Annotated in this window: 26 protein-coding genes; 12 read left to right on the forward strand and 14 right to left on the reverse strand. The window is 56.1% G+C overall.

Translation table 11 applies throughout. From position 1 onward, the window contains the following. Window positions 1-57: 57 nt before the first annotated feature. From flgJ to flgB, 9 genes are read right to left on the reverse strand one after another with little or no spacing between them, the layout of a single operon-like run. Window positions 58-1,011 carry a flagellar assembly peptidoglycan hydrolase FlgJ gene (flgJ, locus tag ABIE02_RS02775; protein ID WP_032617539.1) on the reverse strand — a complete coding sequence of 318 codons (954 nt, stop codon included), beginning with the start codon at window positions 1,009-1,011 and terminating at the stop codon, window positions 58-60. Beyond that, window positions 1,011-2,108: a flagellar basal body P-ring protein FlgI gene (locus tag ABIE02_RS02780; RefSeq protein WP_032617538.1), complete on the reverse strand. Its 1,098-nt coding sequence runs from the start codon at window positions 2,106-2,108 to the stop codon at window positions 1,011-1,013. The genes flgJ and ABIE02_RS02780 overlap by 1 nt, the downstream gene beginning before the upstream one ends. Before the next feature lie 12 nt (window positions 2,109-2,120). Then, entirely contained in the window at window positions 2,121-2,819 is a 699-nt protein-coding gene (flgH, locus tag ABIE02_RS02785; RefSeq protein ID WP_032617537.1) for a flagellar basal body L-ring protein FlgH, read from the reverse strand. A gap of 57 nt (window positions 2,820-2,876) precedes the next feature. Next, entirely contained in the window at window positions 2,877-3,659 is a 783-nt protein-coding gene (gene flgG, locus ABIE02_RS02790) for a flagellar basal-body rod protein FlgG (protein ID WP_032617536.1), read from the reverse strand. 11 nt (window positions 3,660-3,670) lie between these two features. Continuing rightward, window positions 3,671-4,426, reverse strand: coding sequence for a flagellar basal body rod protein FlgF (locus tag ABIE02_RS02795; RefSeq protein WP_032617535.1), 756 nt, complete (start codon window positions 4,424-4,426; stop codon window positions 3,671-3,673). Window positions 4,427-4,446: 20 nt separating this feature from the next. Next, complete coding sequence (flgE, locus tag ABIE02_RS02800; RefSeq protein ID WP_117386057.1) at window positions 4,447-5,709, reverse strand: flagellar hook protein FlgE; 1,263 nt, start codon at window positions 5,707-5,709, stop codon at window positions 4,447-4,449. A gap of 26 nt (window positions 5,710-5,735) precedes the next feature. Then, entirely contained in the window at window positions 5,736-6,440 is a 705-nt protein-coding gene (gene flgD, locus ABIE02_RS02805) for a flagellar hook assembly protein FlgD (protein WP_032617533.1), read from the reverse strand. An 11-nt stretch (window positions 6,441-6,451) separates the two neighbouring features. Next, window positions 6,452-6,856 (reverse strand): flagellar basal body rod protein FlgC, encoded by a 405-nt coding sequence (flgC, locus tag ABIE02_RS02810; protein WP_032617532.1) that lies wholly within the window; start codon window positions 6,854-6,856, stop codon window positions 6,452-6,454. Between the two features lie 2 nt (window positions 6,857-6,858). Beyond that, a complete protein-coding gene (flgB, locus tag ABIE02_RS02815) occupies window positions 6,859-7,275 on the reverse strand; it encodes a flagellar basal body rod protein FlgB (protein WP_032617531.1) in 417 nt (138 codons plus the stop codon). Window positions 7,276-7,436: 161 nt separating this feature from the next. On the opposite strand from flgB, the gene flgA reads away from it, so the two are divergent. From flgA to flgN, 3 genes are all read left to right on the forward strand, one after another. Beyond that, window positions 7,437-8,093, forward strand: coding sequence for a flagellar basal body P-ring formation chaperone FlgA (gene flgA, locus ABIE02_RS02820; RefSeq protein WP_077226832.1), 657 nt, complete (start codon window positions 7,437-7,439; stop codon window positions 8,091-8,093). Between the two features lie 93 nt (window positions 8,094-8,186). Beyond that, window positions 8,187-8,474: a flagellar biosynthesis anti-sigma factor FlgM gene (gene flgM, locus ABIE02_RS02825; protein WP_077226833.1), complete on the forward strand. Its 288-nt coding sequence runs from the start codon at window positions 8,187-8,189 to the stop codon at window positions 8,472-8,474. A 7-nt stretch (window positions 8,475-8,481) separates the two neighbouring features. After that, window positions 8,482-8,904 (forward strand): flagella biosynthesis chaperone FlgN, encoded by a 423-nt coding sequence (gene flgN, locus ABIE02_RS02830; RefSeq protein WP_032617527.1) that lies wholly within the window; start codon window positions 8,482-8,484, stop codon window positions 8,902-8,904. Window positions 8,905-8,975: 71 nt separating this feature from the next. Here flgN and murJ read toward each other — a convergent pair whose 3' ends face one another. The 4 genes from murJ to rimJ form a co-directional block, all read right to left on the reverse strand. Further along, complete coding sequence (gene murJ / locus ABIE02_RS02835) at window positions 8,976-10,511, reverse strand: murein biosynthesis integral membrane protein MurJ (protein WP_032617526.1); 1,536 nt, start codon at window positions 10,509-10,511, stop codon at window positions 8,976-8,978. Window positions 10,512-10,661: 150 nt separating this feature from the next. Further along, window positions 10,662-11,585: a Gfo/Idh/MocA family protein gene (locus ABIE02_RS02840; RefSeq protein WP_077226834.1), complete on the reverse strand. Its 924-nt coding sequence runs from the start codon at window positions 11,583-11,585 to the stop codon at window positions 10,662-10,664. Window positions 11,586-11,587: 2 nt separating this feature from the next. Continuing rightward, window positions 11,588-12,238 (reverse strand): YceH family protein, encoded by a 651-nt coding sequence (locus ABIE02_RS02845; protein WP_059308276.1) that lies wholly within the window; start codon window positions 12,236-12,238, stop codon window positions 11,588-11,590. A 9-nt stretch (window positions 12,239-12,247) separates the two neighbouring features. Next, window positions 12,248-12,832 carry a ribosomal protein S5-alanine N-acetyltransferase gene (gene rimJ / locus ABIE02_RS02850; RefSeq protein WP_032617523.1) on the reverse strand — a complete coding sequence of 195 codons (585 nt, stop codon included), beginning with the start codon at window positions 12,830-12,832 and terminating at the stop codon, window positions 12,248-12,250. 389 nt (window positions 12,833-13,221) lie between these two features. Between rimJ and mdtH the strand changes: the two genes are divergently transcribed. The 9 genes from mdtH to ABIE02_RS02895 all read left to right on the forward strand — a co-directional run bounded on the left by mdtH (window position 13,222) and on the right by ABIE02_RS02895 (window position 19,906). Further along, window positions 13,222-14,430 carry a multidrug efflux MFS transporter MdtH gene (gene mdtH / locus ABIE02_RS02855; RefSeq protein WP_059308277.1) on the forward strand — a complete coding sequence of 403 codons (1,209 nt, stop codon included), beginning with the start codon at window positions 13,222-13,224 and terminating at the stop codon, window positions 14,428-14,430. Between the two features lie 106 nt (window positions 14,431-14,536). Next, on the forward strand, window positions 14,537-15,097 hold the full coding sequence (locus ABIE02_RS02860; RefSeq protein ID WP_032617521.1) for a lipoprotein: 561 nt from the start codon (window positions 14,537-14,539) through the stop codon (window positions 15,095-15,097). Window positions 15,098-15,206: 109 nt separating this feature from the next. Beyond that, complete coding sequence (pyrC, locus tag ABIE02_RS02865; RefSeq protein WP_230431369.1) at window positions 15,207-16,253, forward strand: dihydroorotase; 1,047 nt, start codon at window positions 15,207-15,209, stop codon at window positions 16,251-16,253. Between the two features lie 74 nt (window positions 16,254-16,327). Further along, complete coding sequence (gene dinI / locus ABIE02_RS02870; protein WP_032617518.1) at window positions 16,328-16,573, forward strand: DNA damage-inducible protein I; 246 nt, start codon at window positions 16,328-16,330, stop codon at window positions 16,571-16,573. A 269-nt stretch (window positions 16,574-16,842) separates the two neighbouring features. Beyond that, window positions 16,843-17,097 (forward strand): biofilm formation regulator BssS, encoded by a 255-nt coding sequence (gene bssS / locus ABIE02_RS02875; protein ID WP_032617517.1) that lies wholly within the window; start codon window positions 16,843-16,845, stop codon window positions 17,095-17,097. A gap of 117 nt (window positions 17,098-17,214) precedes the next feature. Next, on the forward strand, window positions 17,215-18,333 hold the full coding sequence (solA, locus tag ABIE02_RS02880; RefSeq protein WP_032617645.1) for an N-methyl-L-tryptophan oxidase: 1,119 nt from the start codon (window positions 17,215-17,217) through the stop codon (window positions 18,331-18,333). Between the two features lie 55 nt (window positions 18,334-18,388). Beyond that, window positions 18,389-18,502 (forward strand): YceO family protein, encoded by a 114-nt coding sequence (locus ABIE02_RS02885; RefSeq protein ID WP_103792939.1) that lies wholly within the window; start codon window positions 18,389-18,391, stop codon window positions 18,500-18,502. A 260-nt stretch (window positions 18,503-18,762) separates the two neighbouring features. Further along, complete coding sequence (locus tag ABIE02_RS02890; RefSeq protein WP_059308279.1) at window positions 18,763-19,329, forward strand: cytochrome b; 567 nt, start codon at window positions 18,763-18,765, stop codon at window positions 19,327-19,329. A 1-nt stretch (window position 19,330) separates the two neighbouring features. Next, window positions 19,331-19,906, forward strand: a complete 576-nt coding sequence (locus ABIE02_RS02895; protein ID WP_032617514.1) for a YceI family protein — start codon at window positions 19,331-19,333, stop codon at window positions 19,904-19,906. Window positions 19,907-19,951: 45 nt separating this feature from the next. Here the strand turns inward: ABIE02_RS02895 and ABIE02_RS02900 are convergent, their stop codons facing one another. Beyond that, complete coding sequence (locus ABIE02_RS02900) at window positions 19,952-21,001, reverse strand: rhodanese-related sulfurtransferase (protein ID WP_059308280.1); 1,050 nt, start codon at window positions 20,999-21,001, stop codon at window positions 19,952-19,954. Window positions 21,002-21,090 lie beyond the last annotated feature (89 nt).

Below are 21,090 nucleotides of genomic sequence, written 5' to 3' on the forward strand. Positions count from 1 at the left end.
TTCAGACACGAGTCCTGTTGGAGATTATCGGCAGGCCCCAGCCGGACTTGAGAACTTTCAGAACAGATTTTCGATATCGTTGCTGTATGCTTTGCTCACTTTTTCACCCATCGCTTTAAGCTGCTGGATCATGCTGGTCAGCTTACGGGCATACTGCGGATCGGTGGCGTAGCCCGCTTGCTGCAACGCTTGTGCACCCTGCTCTGCCGTGGCGGCCTGAGTCACTGCCGCATAGCGTGGGTTACGGCTCAGCACCCCGACATAGTCCGAAAGCGCTTCCAGATATGAGCTGTAGACGCGGAACTTCGCTTTAATTTTCTTCGCTTCACCGTTTTCATATTCGGTGGTGGTGATCTCGGTGGTTGGCCCTTTCCAGCTTCCTGTGGCCTTCACACCAAAGATGTTGAAGCTTGGCTCGCCGTTCTCACGACGGATCTGCCGTTGCCCCCAGCCAGATTCCAGCGCCGCCTGGGCCAGAATCAGGTGATGCGGTACCCCGCTCTGCTGGCTGGCAAGACGCGCCGGCAGCGAGAGCTGGGCCAGGAAGTCTTTGCTGTCGCCGGTGAGCGGCTCATCGTTACTTTCTGGCACTTTCGGCACTGCTTTACGCACCATTTGCGTCAGGGACTGGTTTTGATAGCTGGTCACCCTTTCCAGGTCGAACTTCATCGGGACCTGTTGAGGGGTCTCTTCCGGCGGCACGCCCTGAGCGGCCGCCATCTGCTTAACAATCACATCCGCCAGCCCCAGCCCTTTACCGGAAGTCATCTGCTGCGCAATCTGCTGGTCATACATGCTGGTATACAGACGCGTTGAATCGCTGCTGAAGATGCCATCTTTCGGTAGCGCCTCACGCATGCTTTTCAGCATCATCTGGACAAACATCCCTTCCACCTGGCGGGCAACCGGGCGGATATTACCCGCCGGATCTTTGCCTGCTTTGGATTTCAGTTCGTTGAGCGACTGGGTATCCCAGGCCGCGCTGCTCAGCAGTTTGCTATCGGTCAGCATCAGATAATTTCCACTTTGGCGCGCAGGCAGCCTGCGCTCTGCATGGATTGCAGAATCGACATCAGATCGATCGGGGTCGCGCCGAGCGCATTCAGCGCACGCACCACGTTGTTCAGGTTGGCGCTGGAGCGCACGCTCTGCAGCGAGCCGCCGCTCTGACGCATATCAATCTGGGTCTGTGGCGTCACTACGGTTTCACCGCCGCCAAACGGCGTATCCGGCTGGCTGACGTTAGCCGAGCGGTTGACGGTGACCGAGAGGTTGCCCTGCGCCACGGCACAGTTGTCCAGAGTCACTTCACGGTTCATTACCACCGAACCGGTACGGGAGTTGATGATCACTTTGGCATCCTGCGGCGTGACGTTCACTTCCATGTTCTGGATATCCGCCAGCAGGCGAACCTGGTTGCTGTTGCCGCTGGAGACACGGATCTGCACGGTGCGGGCGTCCAGCGCCGTGGCACTGCCATAGCCGCGACCACGGTTGATGGTGTCAGCGATCTGCTGCGCCATGGTGAAGTCGTCGTCGTTCAGCTGCAGGTTGATGGTGTTCCCGGTGCCGAACTGGGTCGGCAGTTCACGCTCAATGATCGCCCCGTTGGTAATACGGCCGCCATTAAGCTGGTTAACCTGCACGCTGCTGCCGCCTGCGGATGCACCTGCCCCGCCGACAAGAATGTTACCCTGCGCGAGGGCATACACCTGGCTGTCCACCCCTTTCAGCGGCGTCATCAGCAGCGTACCGCCACGCAGGCTTTTCGCGTTACCCATGGAGGAGACCACCACGTCGATGGTCTGCCCCTGGCGGGAAAAGGCCGGGTAGGAGGCGGTGACCATCACGGCCGCCACGTTTTTCAGCTGCATGTTGGTCCCGGCGGGCACCGTAATGCCGAGCTGGGAGAGCATGTTATTCAGGCTCTGCGTAGTAAACGGGGTCTGGGTCGTCTGGTCACCCGTGCCGTCCAGTCCCACCACCAGGCCGTAACCGATCAGTGAGTTTTCCCGCACACCCTGAACGCTTGTGAGATCGCGGATACGGTCGGCCTGGGCAACAGTTGCCACCAGCACCAACAGGATCCCGAAGAGGGATTTAAACATAGGTCACCTCGCTTACATCGGCGATAAATTAAGGAAGAAACGCTGCAACCAGCCCATATTCTGCGCTTCATTGATGTAGCCGTTGCCGACGTACTCAATGCGCGCATCGGCCACCTGGGTGGACGGTACGGTGTTGGAGCCGCTGATGGTGCGAGGGTTAACCACACCGGAGAAGCGAATGAACTCAGTGCCCTGATTAATGGCGATCTGTTTTTCACCCACAACATGTAAATTGCCGTTCGCCAGCACCTGGTCAACGGTCACCGTCAACGTGCCGCTAAAGGTGTTGCTGGCATTGGCGCCGCCTTTACCGTTAAAGGAGTTGCCGCCAGACGTCTCAACATCGGCGCGGGCATTACCGAAGAGTCCTTCGAGGTAACGCGGCACAGTGTCGAAACCAAAATTGGTTTTCCCGTCGCGGCTGGCATTGGCTGAGGAGCTTTTGCTGGCGCTGACGTTTTCCTGAAGCTGGATGGTCAGCGTGTCGCCGATATTACGTGGGCGACGGTCTTCAAACATCGGCTGATAACCGTAGTTAATCGGCTGCGCTGTCTGGAAAATAGAGCCATTCGCGACTGGCATCGGGCCAGGAACGGGTTGGGCGGAAGTCGCACCCTGCACCAGAGGTTGAGACGGGATCCAGGCGCAACCGGTCAGGGTAACGGCCAGGAGGGTCACTATCGGATAACGAATCGCCGCGAGTTTTTGCATTGCCTTCATCTTCGAAAACAGGGAGCCGGTGCGGCGTGAACCGCACCGGGCTACACCTTAGAGTTGCGTCAGTTTCTGCAGCATCTGGTCGGTCGTCGACACTGCTTTACTGTTAATTTCGTACGCGCGCTGAACCTGGATCATATTCACCAGCTCTTCCGCGACGTTGACGTTTGAGGTTTCCACATACCCCTGGTACAGCAGACCTGAACCGTTCAGACCTGGCGTGCTCTCGTTCGGCGCACCGGAGGACTGAGTTTCGATGTACAGGTTCTCACCGATGCTTTCCAGACCGGTGTCGTTCATGAAGGTGGTCAGGTTAAGCTGGCCTACCTGCACCGGCGCGGCCTGGCCCTGCTGGGTCACGCTCACAATCCCGTCACGGCCGATAGTAATGCTCAGGGCATTAGCCGGAATGGTGATGGCAGGTTGCACCTGGAAACCGCCCGCCGTCACCAGCTGGCCGTTCTGATCCACCTGGAACGAGCCGTCACGGGTGTAGGCCGAGGTACCGTCCGGCAACTGCACCTGGAAGAAGCCCTGGCCTTTGATTGCCACGTCTTTGCTGTTGTTGGTCTGAGACAGGTTACCCTGGCTGTGCAGACGCTCGGTCGCCACCGGACGAACACCGGTACCGATCTGCAGACCGGATGGCAGCGTGGTCTGTTCAGACGACTGCGCACCCGGCTGACGGATGGTCTGGTAAAGCAAATCTTCGAAAACCGCACGCTGACGCTTAAAACCGTTGGTGCTGACGTTCGCCAGGTTGTTGGCGATGACGTCCATATTGGTTTGCTGTGCGTCGAGGCCGGTTTTCGCGATCCATAAAGAACTGATCATAAGGTGTCCTGTTAACTCATTGACAGCAGCTGGTTGGCGCGCCCGGCGTTTTCATCAACGCTGGAGATGACCTTCATCTGCATTTCAAAACGGCGCGCGCTGGCGATCATGTCGGTCATCGCCGCGACCGGCTTAACGTTACTGCCTTCCAGCACGCCAGACATGACGCGAATGCTCGGGTCGGCCTGTAAGGTCGCGCCACGGGTCGCCTGCGCCGCCTGGGTCAGACGGAACATGCCGTCGTCGCCACGCTGCACTTCAAAACCTTCGGCTTTTACCAGCTTCAGGCGGCCAACCGGCGCTACGGTGTTTGGCGGATCGCCGGGGTTCAGGGCCGAGATGGTCCCGTCTGCCGCGATGGTGATCTCCGAGCCTTCCGGCACGGTGATCGGGCCGCCTTCACCGATAACCGGATGTCCCTGGATGGTCAGTTGCCCGACCGAATCCACCTGGATGTTACCGTTACGGGTGTAGCCTTCGCTGCCGTCGGCCGTTTGAACCGCCAGCCAGCCGTCCTGCTGCAGCGCCACGTCGAGCGGGCGCGAGGTATAGTCCATCTGCCCCGGTGTCATATCGGCACCTGGGGTGGAGGCGGTGACCAACGTACGCGTCGGCAGGGAAAGCCCTTCCACCGGCACGGCGCGCATTGCATTGAGCTGCGCACGGAAGCCTGGCGTCGAGGCGTTCGCCAGGTTACTGGCGGTGACTGCCTGCTGATTGAGCGTCTGACTGGCAGCGCCCATCGCGGTATATATTGCGTGATCCATTAAGCTATCCCGTCAGCTACTTAGCGGAGGTTAACCAGCGTGTTGAGGATCTGATCCTGCGTTTTGATGGTCTGCGCGTTCGACTGATAGTTACGCTGCGCGACGATCATATTGACCAGCTCTTTACTCAGGTCGACGTTGGAGGCTTCCAGCGCGCCGTTGGTCAGGGTACCGAAGTTACCGGAACCGGCGGTGCCCAGCAGCGCCACGCCTGAAGACTGGGTAGCAGACCAGACGTTGTTACCTTCAGACTGCAGGCCTTCGTTGTTGGCGAAGTTCGCCATGACGATCTGACCCAGCACCTGGTTTTGTTCGTTGGAGTAGTTACCTACCACGGTACCGTCATCGTTGATCTGATAGCTCACCAGGTCGCCCGGCTTGTAGCCGTTCTGGTTGGTTGCCACGATGTTGTTCGCCCCGGTGTTCTGCTGCATGGAGTTCAGGAAGCTCAGGGAGAAGGTCACCGGCAGCGCACCGCTCAGTGGATCGGTCGTCACGTTGATCGCCGGGTTGCCATTTGGGGTCGCGCTCAACACGCCAGCGGCGTTGTAGTTGTAGATACCGTCCAGGTTACCATTGCTGTCGAAGTTCATCTGTGCAGCTTTGGTAATTTTACCGTTCGTCACGCTACCGTCCTGGGTGTAGAGATCCCATTTGTTGTCTGCTTTTTTTACGTAGTAGACATACATGTTGTGGGCGTTACCCTGGTTATCGTAAACGGTGATAGTGCCTTTCTTGTTGAAGCTGTCTGAATCCGGGTTGGCATTGGTCGCGTCAAACGCAATGTTCGGCACGCTGTCCGTGGAGTTCAGGTTGATCTGCTGCGCCGCAGTGCTGGTCGCTTTCGCGGGCATCAGGTCATTAGGGATGGTGATCGCCTGTGGGTTAGCACCGGTCTGAACCGTCGGAGGGCTACCTGCTGCCGGATAGCCGGTCAACTGTAAGCCCTGCATGTTCACCAGGTTGCGGTTTTCGTCCAGGCTGAACTGGCCGTTACGGCTGTAAAAAACAGAACCGTTGCTGTCGAGCATACGGAAAAAACCGCTCTGGCTGATAGCCACATCCAGACCACGACCGGTGTTGGTGGTGGTACCATCTGAAAAGTCCTGGGTGATCCCGGCGACTTTTACGCCCAGACCGACTTTGGAACCGGCGAACATATCCGCGAATGACGCGCTACCGGACTTAAAGCCGTAGGTCGCGGAGTTGGCAATGTTGTTACCAATGACGTCGAGGTTAGTGGCTGCAGCATTCAGGCCGCTGACCGCTTGTGAAAAGGCCATGAGTTACTCCTGGTAAATGTTAGGGCTTAAATAATCTGCCGAACTTCGTCGAGTGTGGTGGTACCGTAAGTGCCGAGATCCAGCGTGTTACCGCCACCGCTGCGGATCACACCCTGCACCATCGCAAACTGCAGTGGCTGGGCCACCAGCTGCGTGCTGCCGCTGCTGGCGGAAATCGCTACGTTGTAAGAGCCGTTTGGTGCCGTGCTGCCGTCGGTCTGAGTACCATCCCAGGTAAAGGTATGGACGCCCGCTTTCAGCTCGCCAATGTCAATGGTCCGTATCACTGCACCGGACTTATCGGTGATAGTGGCCGTCACTTTGTCTGCGCTCTGCTGCAACTCAACACCAAATGGCGTGGTTGAGGTGGTGGTCGAGCCTTCGGCACCACTGGTGCCCGCCAGAACGGTCGAACCAGGGATCATCACGCCATGGCCAATCAGCGTGCTGGCCTGCATCGACTGGCTGTTGTCGATCTGCCCGGAAATAGAACCCAGCGTGGTGTTCAGTTTCTCAATGCCGCTCACCGTACTGATCTGCGCAAGCTGCGTGGTCAGTTCGTTGTTCTGCATCGGGTTGGTTGGATCCTGGTTTTTAAGCTGGGCGACCAGCAGCGTCAGAAAGCTGCCCTGCAGATCGGAAGCATTGCTTCCGGTGAGGGAGTTACTGCCGGTAGTGCCACCGACGCCAGTCGTAGCCGTCCTGTCATTTACATTGACTGCAATGGACATTGATCTCTCCTTTACTGGCCCAGAGTGAGCGTTTTAAGCATCATGCTCTTCACGGTGTTCAGCACTTCTACGTTAGCCTGGTAGCTGCGGGACGCCGACATGGTGTTAACCATTTCACCCACCACATCCACGTTCGGCATTTTGACGTAGCCACTGGCGTCGGCCAGCGGGTTGCCCGGCTCGTACACCAGTTTGTCCGGGGCCTGGCTCTCAATCACGTTGGCCACTTTTACCCCGCCGGTTGCCGCACCCGGTGCAGCATCCACCTGGAACACAACCTGTTTAGCGCGGTAGGGTTGGCCATCCGGGCCGGTCACGCTGTCGGCGTTCGCCATGTTACTGGCGGCCACGTTCAGACGTTGGGATTGCGCGGTCAGCGCGGAACCCGCGATATCAAAGATATTGAGTAAGGCCATTATTAGTTGCCTCCCTGCAGAACACTCATCATGCCTTTAATCTGTCCACCGAGAACGGTCAGCCCCATCTGGTACTTGAGACTGTTATCAGCGAACTGCGTACGCTCCCGATCCATATCGACGGTGTTACCGTCCAGAGATGGCTGATCCGGGATGCGATAAAGTAAATCGGTATTGGGGGTCGTGACGGTCTCTGCAGGAATATGACGTGCAGAGGTCAGCGCAAGGGCAACACCGCTGTTTTCGGCCCGACCACGCTCCATCACTTTCTTTAATTCACTGGAAAAATCGATATCACGCGCCTGAAACCCGGGGGTATCGGCGTTTGCGATATTGGCGGCCAGAATCTCCTGACGCTGGGCACGCAAGTTGAGCGCTTCTTGCTGAAAACGTAGCGCGGCGTCGAGTTTATCGAGCATGTCTCCTCCGCTGATGGCAAAATTTCAGTGGATAGCTTAAATCTCAACCCGTCTCCGTCATCGACGGAATAAGCGCAAAATGCGTCGCTATTTATTGCGTTGATGCCCACCCGCTACAGGTAGAATCCTGCTCATTCTGTAATCCGACGGTAACGGACGATATGGCACTCAAAGGTGGTTTGACCGCAACCCTGCTCCTCTGGAGCGCTCTCTCTCAGGCACAGGATCTGAATGCTCAGCTGACGGCGTTTTTTGCCCAGCGACTGGCTGGATTTAGCGATGAGGTTTCGGTTCAGATCCGCACGCCAGCCAACATGCTCCCCACCTGCGAAACGCCTGAATTCAGCGTCGCTGGCAACACCCGACAGTGGGGTAACGTGAGCGTCACGGCACGTTGTGACACGGGAAAACGGTTTATACAGGTTGCAGTTCAGGCGACGGGCGATTATGTTGTCGCGTCCCGGAACATCCCCCGGGGTGCGGCCTTGCAGCCAGACAGCGTTACGCTGAAACGCGGCAGGCTGGATCAGCTCCCGCCGCGCACGATTCTGGATATTCACCAGGCGCAGAACGCCGTTAGCTTGCGCGATCTGGTGCCCGGGCAACCTCTGCAACTGTCGATGCTGCGCCAGTCATGGCGAGTCAAAGCCGGACAGCAGGTCATGGTGATCGCCAGCGGCGAAGGCTTTAGCGTTAACAGCGAAGGGAAAGCGTTGAACAATGCGGCCGTGGCGCAAAACGCCCGCGTCAGGATGATTTCAGGCCAGGTAGTGAGCGGCACGGTCGATTCTGATGGGAATATTCTGATTAACCTATAATCTTTTTAAAGATTATGCGGCGACTGCCGATAAATCATTAACAAATGATAATGTCAGGCGCTAACGCCGCCAACCCTCGATGAGGACACCATAATGAGCATTGATCGTACATCGCCCCTGAAGCCGGTTAGCACTGTACAACCTCGCGAAATGAATGACACTGCGACAGCTAAAACGCGCACGCAAAAATCTGCTGCGACTAACAGCACCAGCGTCACGCTGAGCGATGCCCAGGCAAAACTGATGCAGCCAGGCAGCAACGATATCAACATGGAACGTGTTGAAGCGCTGAAAACCGCGATCCGTAACGGTGAGCTAAAAATGGATACCAGTAAAATCGCTGACGCGCTGATCCAGGATGCGCAAAGTTTCTTAGAGTAATCGCCGTATGAGTCGTCTGACGGAAATAATGGATCACATGACGGTCGTATTAAACGACCTGAAAACGGTTATGGACGCCGAGCAGCAGCAGCTCTCTGCCGGGAATGTCAACGGCAGCGCACTGCAGCGCATTACCGAAGATAAAAGCTCCCTGCTGGCCACTCTGGATTATCTGGAGCAGCAGCGACGTACCGAGCAATCTGCGCGCCATAGTGCAAATGATGATGTGGCCGATCGCTGGCAAACTATTACTGAAAAAACTCAGCATCTGCGCGACCTCAATCAGCACAACGGCTGGTTACTTGAAGGACAAATCAGCCGCAACCAGCAGGCGCTGGACGTGCTGAAGCCGCACCAGGAACCGGCCCTGTATGGCGCGAATGGCCAGACATCCAGCTCACGCAGTAGTGGGAAGAAGTTTTCGATCTAATTGCCCGAACGGGACAGACAGAGAACGGGGAGTACCGACAGGTACTCCCCTTTTTTGCTTTAGATTTTGCTTTAGGCCGTACGGCGGGCGAACTCTTTTACCTTAAAGCCCAGCACGGCGAGGGTTGCGAAGTAGGCCACAACACCCACCACCACTACCGCCATCAGGCGCAGCAGTCGATAAGGCATCGTGCCCAGCGACCAGTCCGGCATCACGTACAGCATGCCAACCAGCGCCGCAGCCATCACCAGCACCGCAATGACCAAACGTAACAGGAAGCTCGACCATCCCGGCTGCGGGGTAAAGATCTGCTGCTTTCTCAGCTGCCAGTAGAGCAACCCGGCGTTAAGGCAGGCCGCCAGACCGATGGAGAGCGACAGACCGGCATGCTTCAGCGGGCCAATAAAGGCCAGGTTCATTACCTGCGTCATAATCAGGGTGACGATGGCAATCTTCACCGGGGTCTTGATGTCCTGACGCGAGTAGAAACCCGGGGCCAACACTTTCACCACGATCAGCCCCATCAGGCCGACGGAATAGGCCACCAGCGCCCGCTGGGTCATGGCGGCGTCAAAGGCGGTGAATTTTCCGTACTGGAACAGGGAAACGGTCAGCGGTTTGGCGAGAATGCCCAGGGCCACCGCGCTCGGCAGTGCCAACAGGAAGCAGAGGCGCAGCCCCCAGTCCATCAGACGGCAGTACTCATCATGGTTGCCGCTGGCAAAGCTGCGGGAGAGTGACGGCAGCAGGATGGTGCCCAGCGCCACCCCCAGCACCCCGGACGGGAACTCCATCAGGCGGTCGGCATAGTACATCCAGGAGACCGACCCGGAGACAAGGAACGAGGCAAAGATGGTGTTGATGATAAGGGAAATCTGACTCACCGAGACGCCGAGGATCGCCGGCCCCATCTGCTTCACTACCCGCATCGCTCCGGCATCACGCAGGTTAATGCGCGGCAGCACCAGCATGCCGATTTTCTTCAGGTGCGGCAGTTGATACGCCAGCTGTAGCACGCCCCCCACCGTCACCGCCCAGGCCAGCGCCAACACCGGCGGATGGAAGTGCGGCGCGGCGAACAGCGCAAAGCCGATCATGCTGACGTTCAGGAACGTCGGGGCAAACGCCGGGACCGAGAAGCGGTTCCAGGTGTTGAGGATCGCCCCCACCAGCGACGCCAGCGAGATCAGCAGAATATAGGGGAACGTAATGCGCAGCAGCTGCGAGGTCAGGGCAAATTTATCGGCAGTATCGGCAAATCCTGGCGCGGTGACCATGATCACCCAGGGTGCCGCTAACATCCCGATCACCGTGACGATCGCCAGGGCAAGGGTCAGCAAGCCCGAGACGTAGGAGACAAACACCTTAGTCGCATCTTCCCCCTGTTTACTTTTGTATTCAGCCAGGATGGGGACGAAAGCCTGAGAGAATGCGCCTTCGGCAAAGATACGGCGCAGCAGGTTGGGCAGTTTAAAAGCAACAAAAAAGGCGTCAGTCGCCATCCCTGCGCCAAAGACCCTCGCCACAATGGCGTCGCGCGCAAAGCCGAGCACGCGCGAAAACATGGTCATCGAGCTGACGGCAGCCAGCGATTTTAATAGGTTCATTAATGTGAGCGTCCACTACCTGAAACAAAACGCCTGCAGAGCAGGCGTAATTTCGCCGGGCGGCGCGATGCTTACCCGACCTGGAAAACTGAAAACGCGCCTAGTCTACTCGTAAACATAGGAATTGCTATGGGCAGATGTTACAGCGAGTTATTCGCTCATGGCCTCGCGCCAGAGCTTCTCCACGATACGCTGGGCGCGGATCGCCTGTTCCCCCGAGGTTTCAGGAACCGTCTGATTTTGCACGCATTCGATAAAGTGACGCGCGCAGCCCGCAAAGCCGCGCTGTTCGAGGGTGCTTTGCCAGCCCGGGATTGCTGGCGTAATGACACCTGTCCCCCGCTCCTCACGCCACTCGCGCATGTCGGTAATATCCAGAAGCGCACCGTCGGTCACCGCCTGGATCCACTCCCGCTGGCTGCCCGCCCGGCGGTGCATAGAGGTGGTTATTTGCACATTGCCCGCGCTGAAATGGTGCTCAGCATAGACCATCGCCCCCTGATCGTTGGTTTGCAGCGTGCCGCCGGTGAGCCGGGCCTCATCCCCCGCCAGCCACAGCGCGGTATCCACCACATGAAGATAATCATCCAGCAGGGTAAAGCGCAGATCGTTTGGCCCGATACTGTCGGCCCGGTGCTTGTCCATCCGCAGCGATGCCGCACCGGTGAGCTGCGTTTTGAGCTGCCGATAGAGGGGCGCGAAGCGGCGGTTAAAGCCGACCATCAGGGTAAGCTTCTTCTGTGCAGCGAGATCAATGAGCCGCTCGGCGTCGGCCAGGTTGTCGGCCAGCGGTTTATCGACGCAAACATGCACGCCCGCCTGTAGCAGCTCGCTGACAACCTGATAGTGAGTGACGGTGGAGGTGTGGACAAAGACCACATCACAGTCGCGGGCCAGATCCTGTAGCGACGGATAATAAGGCATGCGCACGGACTCGCAGATCCGCAGCGCCTTATCCCGCGACGGCGACCAGGCACCCTGCAATGTCCAGTCTGTTGCAGTGCTCAGCACCGGCAGCCAGGCTTTCTGGGCGATTCCGCCCAGCCCTACAACGCCTACACGTAATTTTGTCACCGTTAATCTCCCAGATGTGCCAGCAGCGAATCGAGTCGCTGTTTCAGTTCTTCGACTTCATTTTCCAGCGCTTCAACGCGAGCCAGCAGGGTCTCATCCGCAACCGGCGCTGCGGCCTCGGGTGCCGCGTCGGCGGTGTCAACTTCACCGCTGAAAAGGTGCATATAGCGGCTCTCGCGCTTGCCTGGCTCACGCGCCAGACGCAGAACAAAAGGCCCATCTTCCCGGGTGGCAAGGCCCTCAAGCGCCTGCTCTACCTCCTGCATATCTGCGAACTCGTGCATGCGCGCGGCCCGGGTACGCAGTTCGCCAGGCGTTTGCGCCCCACGCAGGAGCAGAGTGGCGATCAGCGCCACCTCAGCCGGGTTCAGCTTTAACGCGCCAAACTCGGAGTTACAAAACCGCTGTTCATATTTGGTGACGCGGTTGCCAAAGCCGCTGACGGTGCGCAGATAGTGCCGTTTTACCAGCGCATCGAGTTGCTCCTGCACTTCATGTTCAGCCAGATTCATCACCGGTTCACGGTTGGTTTTTTGGTTACAGGCCAGGGTAACGGCATTCACCGAGAGCGGATACTGTTCCGGCGTGGTGACCTGTTTTTCCAGCAGGCAGCCAATGACGCGCGCTTCTGTGGCGGTTAGTTGGTATTTCATCTCTGTTCCTTAGCGTCCTGCGCTCCACTCTTTAGTCGTCAGCGCTGTCAGGACATGATCGCGCCATTCGCCGTCAATCAACAGGTAGTCCTTTGCATAGCCCTCTTTGTCAAATCCGAGGCGCGCCAGCAGATCGCCACTGCGCTGATTGTGCGGCATGTAGTTGGCCATGATGCGGTGCATATGCTGGGTGCGCTGCATATAGCGGATAGCCGAGGTTAAGGCCTCAAACATTAGCCCCTGCCCCTGCCATTTTTGCCCGATGGAATAGCCCAGGTAGCAGGCGTGAAAAGATCCCCGCACCACATTAGAAAAGTTGGCGATCCCGATGATCTCTTTCTCATCGGGGTCAAGCAGCGCAAAATAGAACGCCGAGCCTTGCTTGTGAAACTCGGCAATCATGCTCAGTCGGGCCTGCCAGCCAGAAGGATAACAATGGCTCTCATCCCGCACGGGCTCCCAGGGTTTTAAAAACTGACGATTCTCTGCGTAGTAGTCCGCCAGACGCCAGGCATCACGCTCATGCACCAGACGAACCACCAGCCGGTCAGTCGTCAGGCGCACTTTCGGCACATTACTGCGATAGCCAAACATGGATACAACTCCTTCCAGTTACAACCTTGACCCGTTAGCTTTACTATACCTGCGCCGCTGCCGTCTGGGAAAACAGTGACATACCATTTTGAAGACTTTTCACATTTTTCGATTAAAAGCCTCAATCAAAGTCCCTTTTTGATAAAAAAATATTGTCGCCTGCGCTGTGGGAAAAAACCGGGCGAGGCCGCAGAATATTAGCGCGCTCATCATCTTTATACCCTAAATAATTCGAGTTGAAGGAAGGCGGCGACGCAGCGAATCCCCAGGCGCTTACCCCAGTAAGTGACAGCGCTTGCGCTGGCCCCAAAGGGGCGAGGCCATGGGCCGAGTCATGTCAACGCACCGGCAACTTGAAGTATGGACGGGTATATTTCCCTGGAGGGGAAATGTCCCGTATCTCACACGCACGCCGTCTGGGCAAATACTTCCTGCTCGTTGATAACATGCTGGTTGTGCTCGGCTTTTTTGTCGTTTTTCCGCTAATTTCAATTCGCTTTGTCGATCAGATGGGCTGGGCGGCGCTGATGGTCGGCATTGCGCTGGGTATGCGCCAGTTTGTTCAGCAGGGGCTGGGGGTGTTCGGCGGCGCAATTGCCGATCGCTTCGGCGCCAAACCGATGATCGTCACCGGCATGCTGCTGCGGGCGGCAGGGTTTGCCACCATGGCCATTGCCCATGAGCCATGGGTGCTGTGGGTCTCCTGCATTATTTCCGGGCTGGGCGGCACGCTGTTCGACCCGCCGCGTACGGCGTTGGTGGTCAAACTGATCCGCCCTCAGCATCGCGGACGCTTTTTCTCCCTGCTGATGATGCAGGACAGTGCCGGGGCGGTGGTGGGCGCACTGCTGGGCAGTTGGCTGCTGCAATATGATTTTCGTCTGGTGTGCGCCACGGGCGCGGTGCTGTTTATCCTTTGCGCGGCCTTTAATGCCTGGCTGTTACCGGCATGGAAACTCTCCACCGTGAAAGCGCCGGTGCGCGAAGGGCTGGATCGGGTCTGGCGCGATAAACGTTTTATCACCTATGTGCTGACCCTGGCAGGTTATTACATGCTGGGGGTGCAGGTAATGCTGATGCTGCCAATCATGGTCAACGATGTGGCGGGCTCCGCAGCAGCGGTGAAATGGATGTACGCCATTGAAGCCTGCCTCTCTCTTTCTCTGCTCTACCCGATTGCCCGCTGGAGTGAAAAACGGTTCCGTCTTGAGCACCGTCTGATGGCGGGGCTGCTGCTGATGTCCCTGAGCATGCTGCCCATCGGCATGGTAGATTCCCTGCAACAGCTGTTTATGCTGATTTGCCTGTTCTATATCGGCTCAATCATTGCCGAACCGGCCCGGGAAACCCTGAGCGCCGAACTGGCCGACCCGCGCTCGCGGGGAAGCTATATGGGCTTTAGCCGTCTTGGGCTGGCGATTGGCGGCGCGCTGGGGTATGCCGGTGGCGGCTGGTTATTTGATGCCGGAAAAGTCTTCCATCAGCCTGAGTTGCCGTGGGTCATGCTGGCGTTGATCGGGGTTCTCACCTTCTTTGCGCTGGGCTGGCAGTTCAGCCATAAACGTCGCGTGCCCGGCATTCTGGAACCCGGCGCCTGATCGACGGGCAGACGCAGATATCAGTTTTTTCTGCTGGTCTGCCACTCTCTCCCCTGACATACTGGCGCGTCAGGATTGAAGCGCTGACACTATGTCGAGGAAAACCATGAAAAAATTCGTTATTGCCACTGCGTTGATCGTCAGCGGCCTGCTGGTTGGTTGTAATCAGCTCACCCAGTACACCGTCAGTGAACAAGAGATCAATCAGGCCCTGCAAAAGCGCAATAACTTTGCGAAAGATATTGGCGTCCCGGGCGTGGCCGATGCGCATATTGTCCTGACCAACCTCGCCAGCCAGATTGGCCGTGAAGAGCCGAACAAAGTGATGCTCTCCGGGGATGCAAGCCTGGATATGAACTCGCTGTTCGGCAGCCAGAAAGCCAATATCAAACTGAAATTAAAAGCGCTGCCGGTCTTCAATAAAGACCAGGGCGCAATCTATCTGCAGCAGATGGAGATTACCGACGCTGTGGTGTCCCCGGATAAAATGAAACCGGTTCTGCAAACGCTGATGCCCTACCTGAATCAGTCGCTGCAAAACTACTTCAACCACCAGCCGGCCTACATCCTGCGTGAAGACAACAGCAAGGGCGAAGCGCTGGCGAAAAAGTACGCAAAAGGGATCGAAGTGAAACCGGGTGAGATTGTTATCCCCTTCGTCGATTAACCTCTGAGGCGCTTCGGCGCCTTTTTTTGCGGAAAAGAGTGCAAACGAAAACGTTTCCCTCTATTCTTTGTGTCCGGCAAAAATCATCTCACTCAGCCGGAGCCTATCCATGACTGCACCATCCCAGGTTTTGAAAATTCGCCGCCCAGACGACTGGCATATCCATCTTCGCGATGGCGATATGCTCAACACTGTCGTGCCGTATACCAGTGAAATTTATGGCCGCGCGATTGTTATGCCAAACCTGGTACCGCCCGTCACCACGGTCGACGCGGCGATTGCCTATCGTCAGCGCATTCTTGCTGCCGTGCCTGCCGGTCACGATTTTACCCCGCTGATGACCTGTTATCTGACCGACACGCTCGATCCAAACGAGATCGAACGCGGCTTTAACGAAGGGGTCTTTACCGCCGCCAAGCTCTATCCGGCCAACGCCACCACCAACTCCAGCCATGGCGTGACCAGCATTGATGCGATTATGCCGGTGCTGGAGCGCATGGAAAAACTGGGAATGCCGCTGCTGGTGCATGGCGAAGTCACCCATGCCGAGATCGACATCTTCGACCGCGAAGCGCGTTTTATCGAGTCTGTGATGGAACCGCTGCGCCAGCGTCTGCCGGGTCTGAAAGTGGTGTTTGAACACATCACGACCAAAGATGCGGCCGAGTACGTGCGCGACGGTAACGAACTGCTGGCCGCTACCATCACTCCGCAGCACCTGATGTTCAACCGCAACCACATGCTGGTAGGCGGCGTGCGCCCACACCTCTATTGCCTGCCGATCCTCAAGCGTAATATCCACCAGCAGGCGATGCGTGAACTGGTCGCCAGCGGCTTTGAGCGCGCCTTCCTCGGCACCGACTCTGCCCCGCATGCCCGTCACCGCAAAGAGGCCAGCTGTGGCTGCGCAGGCTGCTTCAACGCCCCTACCGCACTGGCCAGCTACGCCCAGGTGTTTGACGAGATGAACGCCCTGCAGCACTTCGAGGCCTTCTGCTCCCTTAACGGCCCTCGCTTCTACGGCCTGCCGGTCAATGAGACCTACGTTGAGCTGGTGCGTGAAGAGAGCCGCGTGGTGGAGTCTATTGCGCTGACGGATGACACGCTGATCCCGTTCCTCGCGGGTGAAACCGTGCACTGGACGGTGAAAGGTTAAAAATTGTTGGCCCCCTGTTGTAAGTTCCACAATATGACTGTATAAATAAACAGTATATTACACAGGGGGCAACTATGCGTATCGAAGTCACCATTGCCAGAACAACTGCTTTGCCTGCTGGTGCGCTGGACGCGCTGGCGGGTGAATTTTCCCGCCGTATAAATGACTCCTTTCCCGAACGCGAAGGTGCTGTCACCGTGCGTTATGCCGGGTCTAACAATCTTTCGGTTATCGGTGGTGCCAAAGAAGATAAAGAACGCATCAGCGAAATTTTACAGGAAACCTGGGAAAGCGCTGACGACTGGTTTATTACCGATTAATTTTCTCCCTCTTTGTTTTTTTTGCCGGGTCGCCCCGGCTTTTTTTCGTTTTCATAACGGAACTGCGAATAATCTGACTGACTCCATCAAAAATCATCTGCAAGATGATGTTTTAATGTTCAAACAATCCTAAAAGACACAAAAATGTCTTGCTCCCTGTTTCTTTTTCCCTTCATAAGCCTTATTTATTGATATACTGAAATTGCTTCAGAAAAACACGCATTGAACCTCACAGTCGTTGTCTTTTAACACGTATTCAGGGGGTTATGATGGAAAAGAATAATGAAGTCATCCAGACACATCCACTTGTTGGCTGGGATATCAGCACTGTAGATAGCTACGACGCACTGATGCTGCGTTTGCATTACCAGACCCCGGACCACCCTGACACCGAAGAAGCGGAGGTTGGGCAGACGCTATGGTTAACAACAGATGTTGCACGTCAGTTTATTTCTATTTTAGAAGCCGGTATTGCAAAAATAGAATCCAGTGACTACGAGGCAAATGAGTACCAGCGACATTAATGTAATGTCTCATTCTCACCCCAAAAGGCACCTCACGGTGCCTCATTTATTTCGCCCTTGTATAACCGTCCGGTCTTAATTACCCTGCTAAGCAACGAAACGCGTAAAGAGAACCAGATGAAATACGATCTAATTATTATTGGCAGCGGATCTGTCGGTGCAGCGGCAGGTTATTACGCAACCCGGGCGGGGCAAAACGTACTAATGATTGATGCCCATATGCCGCCCCATACCGAAGGCAGCCACCACGGCGACACCCGCCTGATGCGTCATGCTTACGGAGAAGGTGAACGCTATGTGCCGCTGGTATTGCGTGCGCAGGCGCTATGGGATGAACTGGCCCAAATCAGTGGTGAGCCGGTCTTTGAACGCACCGGCGTCGTCAATCTCGGGCCGTCTGAGTCGTCCTTCCTGGCAAACGTTGAGCAAAGCGCCCGTCAGTTCAATCTTAACCTTGAGCGGCTTGACGCGGCGGCGGTGATGAAACGCTGGCCTGAAATTCAGGTGCCCGAGGGCTATATCGGTCTGTTTGAAGCCGAATCCGGTGTGCTGCGCAGCGAACTGGCGATAAAAACCTGGATTGCACTGGCGAAAGAGGCTGGCTGTGCGCAGCTGTTTAACTGCCCGGTCAACGCGATTACGCATCAGGACGACGGCGTCACCGTCGAAACGCCCGAAGGCCCATACCGCGCCAATCGCCTGCTGGTGAGTGCTGGCACCTGGGTGTCGCGTCTGGTGCCAGACCTGCCGATCCAGCCTGTGCGCAAGGTTTTCTCCTGGTTCCAGTCCGACGGCCGTTACAGCCACCAGAATCACTTCCCGGCGTTCACCGGCGAGCTGCCTGACGGGGATCAGTTCTACGGCTTCCCGTCGGAAAAAGATGCATTGAAGATTGGGAAACACAACGGCGGGCAGGTGATTAACTCCCCGGAAGAGCGCAAGCCGTTTGGTGCTTACCCTGGCGATGGCTCCGAAGCGTTCAAATTCCTGCGCAACATATTGCCGGGTATCGGGGGCCTGTTATATGGCGCAGCCTGTACCTATGACAACACGCCGGACGAAGATTTCATCATCGACACCCTGCCGGGTCACGACAATACGCTGCTGATCACCGGCCTGAGCGGTCACGGTTTCAAATTCGCCAGCGTGCTGGGTGAGATTGCCGCGCAATTCTCTCAGCAGATCGCCCCGCCATTTGATCTCACGCCTTTCTCCCTGTCGCGCTTTAGCCGATAATGCTGCCAGGCTTCGGGTTGCCGAAGCCTTTCTTCCTTTTATTATCGGTATCCTCATGCGTCGTATTGTGAATTATCTGGTCAATAATATTCGCGAGCATTTAATGCTCTATATTGTGCTGTGGTCGTTACTGGCGATCCTCGATATTCTGTACATTGTATTTTTCTGATGAGATATATTGACACAAATTGACAATTCTTAAGATAACTATAATTTCAGAATAAATTATTTGAACATCATAAATTTGTCATAACCCGCCTCTGATCAGCCTTCCTACAAACCATTAACAACCATATTGACTATTAATATAAACATTCATTCGAAAATACTGAACAACAAAAATTAATAATGAATATCTGTAAATATCATTTGCATTAATGTTTCACCCACGCCATTTTTAGCGCTCGCTAATTAATTTCGGTATTCACAATGCAGGTGCGTAATTCCCCCACACGCTATGGCGTTATTTCCATGAGTTTACATTGGCTGATGGCTATTGCGGTATATGGCATGTTTGGCCTTGGATTATGGATGGTTACTCTCAGCTATTACGATGGCTGGTATCACCAGGCACCGGAACTGCATAAAAGCATCGGCTTTATGCTAATGCTGGCCCTGGTGGTGCGTCTGCTGTGGCGCCACTACTCCCCGGTTCCCCCGGCGCTGAAAAGCCAGTCGCGCGCCACGCGCCTGACCGCCGCTGCGGCGCATGTTGCTCTGTACGCGGTGCTGTTCGCCATTCTCATCAGCGGCTATTTAATTTCCACTGCTGACGGCAAGCCAATCAGCGTCTTCGGTCTGTTTGACGTCCCTGCCCTGTTGGCCGATGCCGGAGCGCAGGCCGATCTGGCCGGGACTGTTCATCTGTGGCTGGCCTGGGGCGTGGTCTCGTTATCTGCACTGCATGGTCTTGCGGCCATCAAACACCACTTTATCGACAAAGACGCCACCCTGACACGTATGTTGGGCAAAGCGTCACCTGACTCTGGAGCATAAAATGAAAAAAAGCCTGCTGGGATTAACCTTAGGTTCTCTGCTGTTCACCACCGGTGCTGCGGTAGCAGCCGACTACAAAATTGATAAACAAGGTCAGCACGCCTTTGTGAACTTCCGCATCCAGCATCTGGGCTACAGCTGGCTGTACGGCACCTTCAAGGATTTCGACGGGTCCTTCACGTTTGATGAGAAAAATCCCGCGGCCGATAAGGTGAATGTCACCCTGAACACCAACAGCCTGGATACCAACCACGCCGAGCGCGATAAGCACCTGCGCAGTGCAGATTTCCTTAACGTTGCGAAATACCCGCAGGCCACCTTTACCTCTACCGAGGTGAAAAAAGAGGGTGAAGATCTGGATATCACCGGCAATCTGACGCTGAACGGCGTGACCAAGCCGGTTAAGCTGGATGCAAAACTGATTGGTCAGGGTGATGATCCGTGGGGCGGCAAACGTGCTGGCTTTGAAGCGACAGGTAAAATCCATCTGAAAGACTTCAACATCACGACCGATCTTGGCCCGGCGTCGCAGGACGTGGAGCTGATTATTTCAGTGGAAGGGGTTCAGCAGAAGTAATGCCCTCGCCCGGTCAGCATCCTGCGACCGGGCAAGGTTTTAGCGTTATTCCGGGTCAGGAATACCCAGACGGGTGTTCAGACGCCCACGCGACTTATTGAAGATCTTATTGCCATTCTCGCGACCGGCACGGCGGCGGCGCTGCTCCTCTTCCGGCAACATGCTCTCCTCGCTACACAGCTCGCTGCAACAGCCGTTGAACTTCTCTGCGCAGGACGGGCACTGAATAAACAGCAGGTGACAACCGTCGTTTTTGCAGTTGGTATGGGTATCGCAGGCGGTGCCGCACTGATGGCAATGGGCGATCACATCGTCAGAAATACGCTCTCCCATCCGCTCATCAAAGACGAAGTTCTTACCGATAAAGCGTACCGGCAGCCCTTGCTCACGCGCGCGACGGGCATACTCAATGATCCCGCCCTCGATATGCCAGACCTTGTTGAAGCCTTTGTGTTTCATGTACGCGCTGGCTTTTTCACAGCGGATGCCCCCGGTGCAGTACATGACAATTTTCTTGTCCTTATGCTCTTGCATCATCTCAACCGCTTTTGGCAGTTGCTCACGGAAAGTATCCGCCGGGATTTCGAGCGCGTTTTCAAAGTGGCCCACTTCATATTCGTAGTGGTTACGCATATCGATAAACACGGCGTCGGGATCGTCAAGCATGGCGTTCACATCGGCCGCTTTCAGGTATTCGCCCACATCGCTGGCGTTAAACGTCGGATCGTCAATGCCGTCGGCCACAATGCGTTCACGCACTTTCAGGCGCAACACCCAGAAGGATTTACCGTCATCATCGAGCGCCACGTTCAGGCGCAGGCCATCCAGCGCCGGATCGAAGGCGTAAAGAAATTCCCGCAAGGCGTCGACTTTGCTCTCCGGCACGCTGATCTGGGCGTTAATGCCTTCATGGGCCAGATAAATACGGCCAAAGACGTTCAGGGCGGTTAACGCCTTGTACAGCGCGTCGCGCGTCGCCTGTGGATTAACGATAGTGAAGTATTTATAGAACGAGATCGTCGTGCGCGGTTCGGTTTCAGCCAACATACGCGCTTTCAGCTCTTCGTTCGAAATGAGGTTGTGTAACACTGGCATGGTGTACGGTTCCTGCAATCGTAGTGAGAATGAAAATCGGGCGGCATCATATAGCAAACAATGAGAATTTACATCCCCTCATTTTGCGC

The sequence above is a fragment of the Leclercia sp. 1548 genome (assembly GCF_050435045.1).
In the GTDB taxonomy this organism is placed as follows: domain Bacteria; phylum Pseudomonadota; class Gammaproteobacteria; order Enterobacterales; family Enterobacteriaceae; genus Enterobacter; species Enterobacter adecarboxylatus.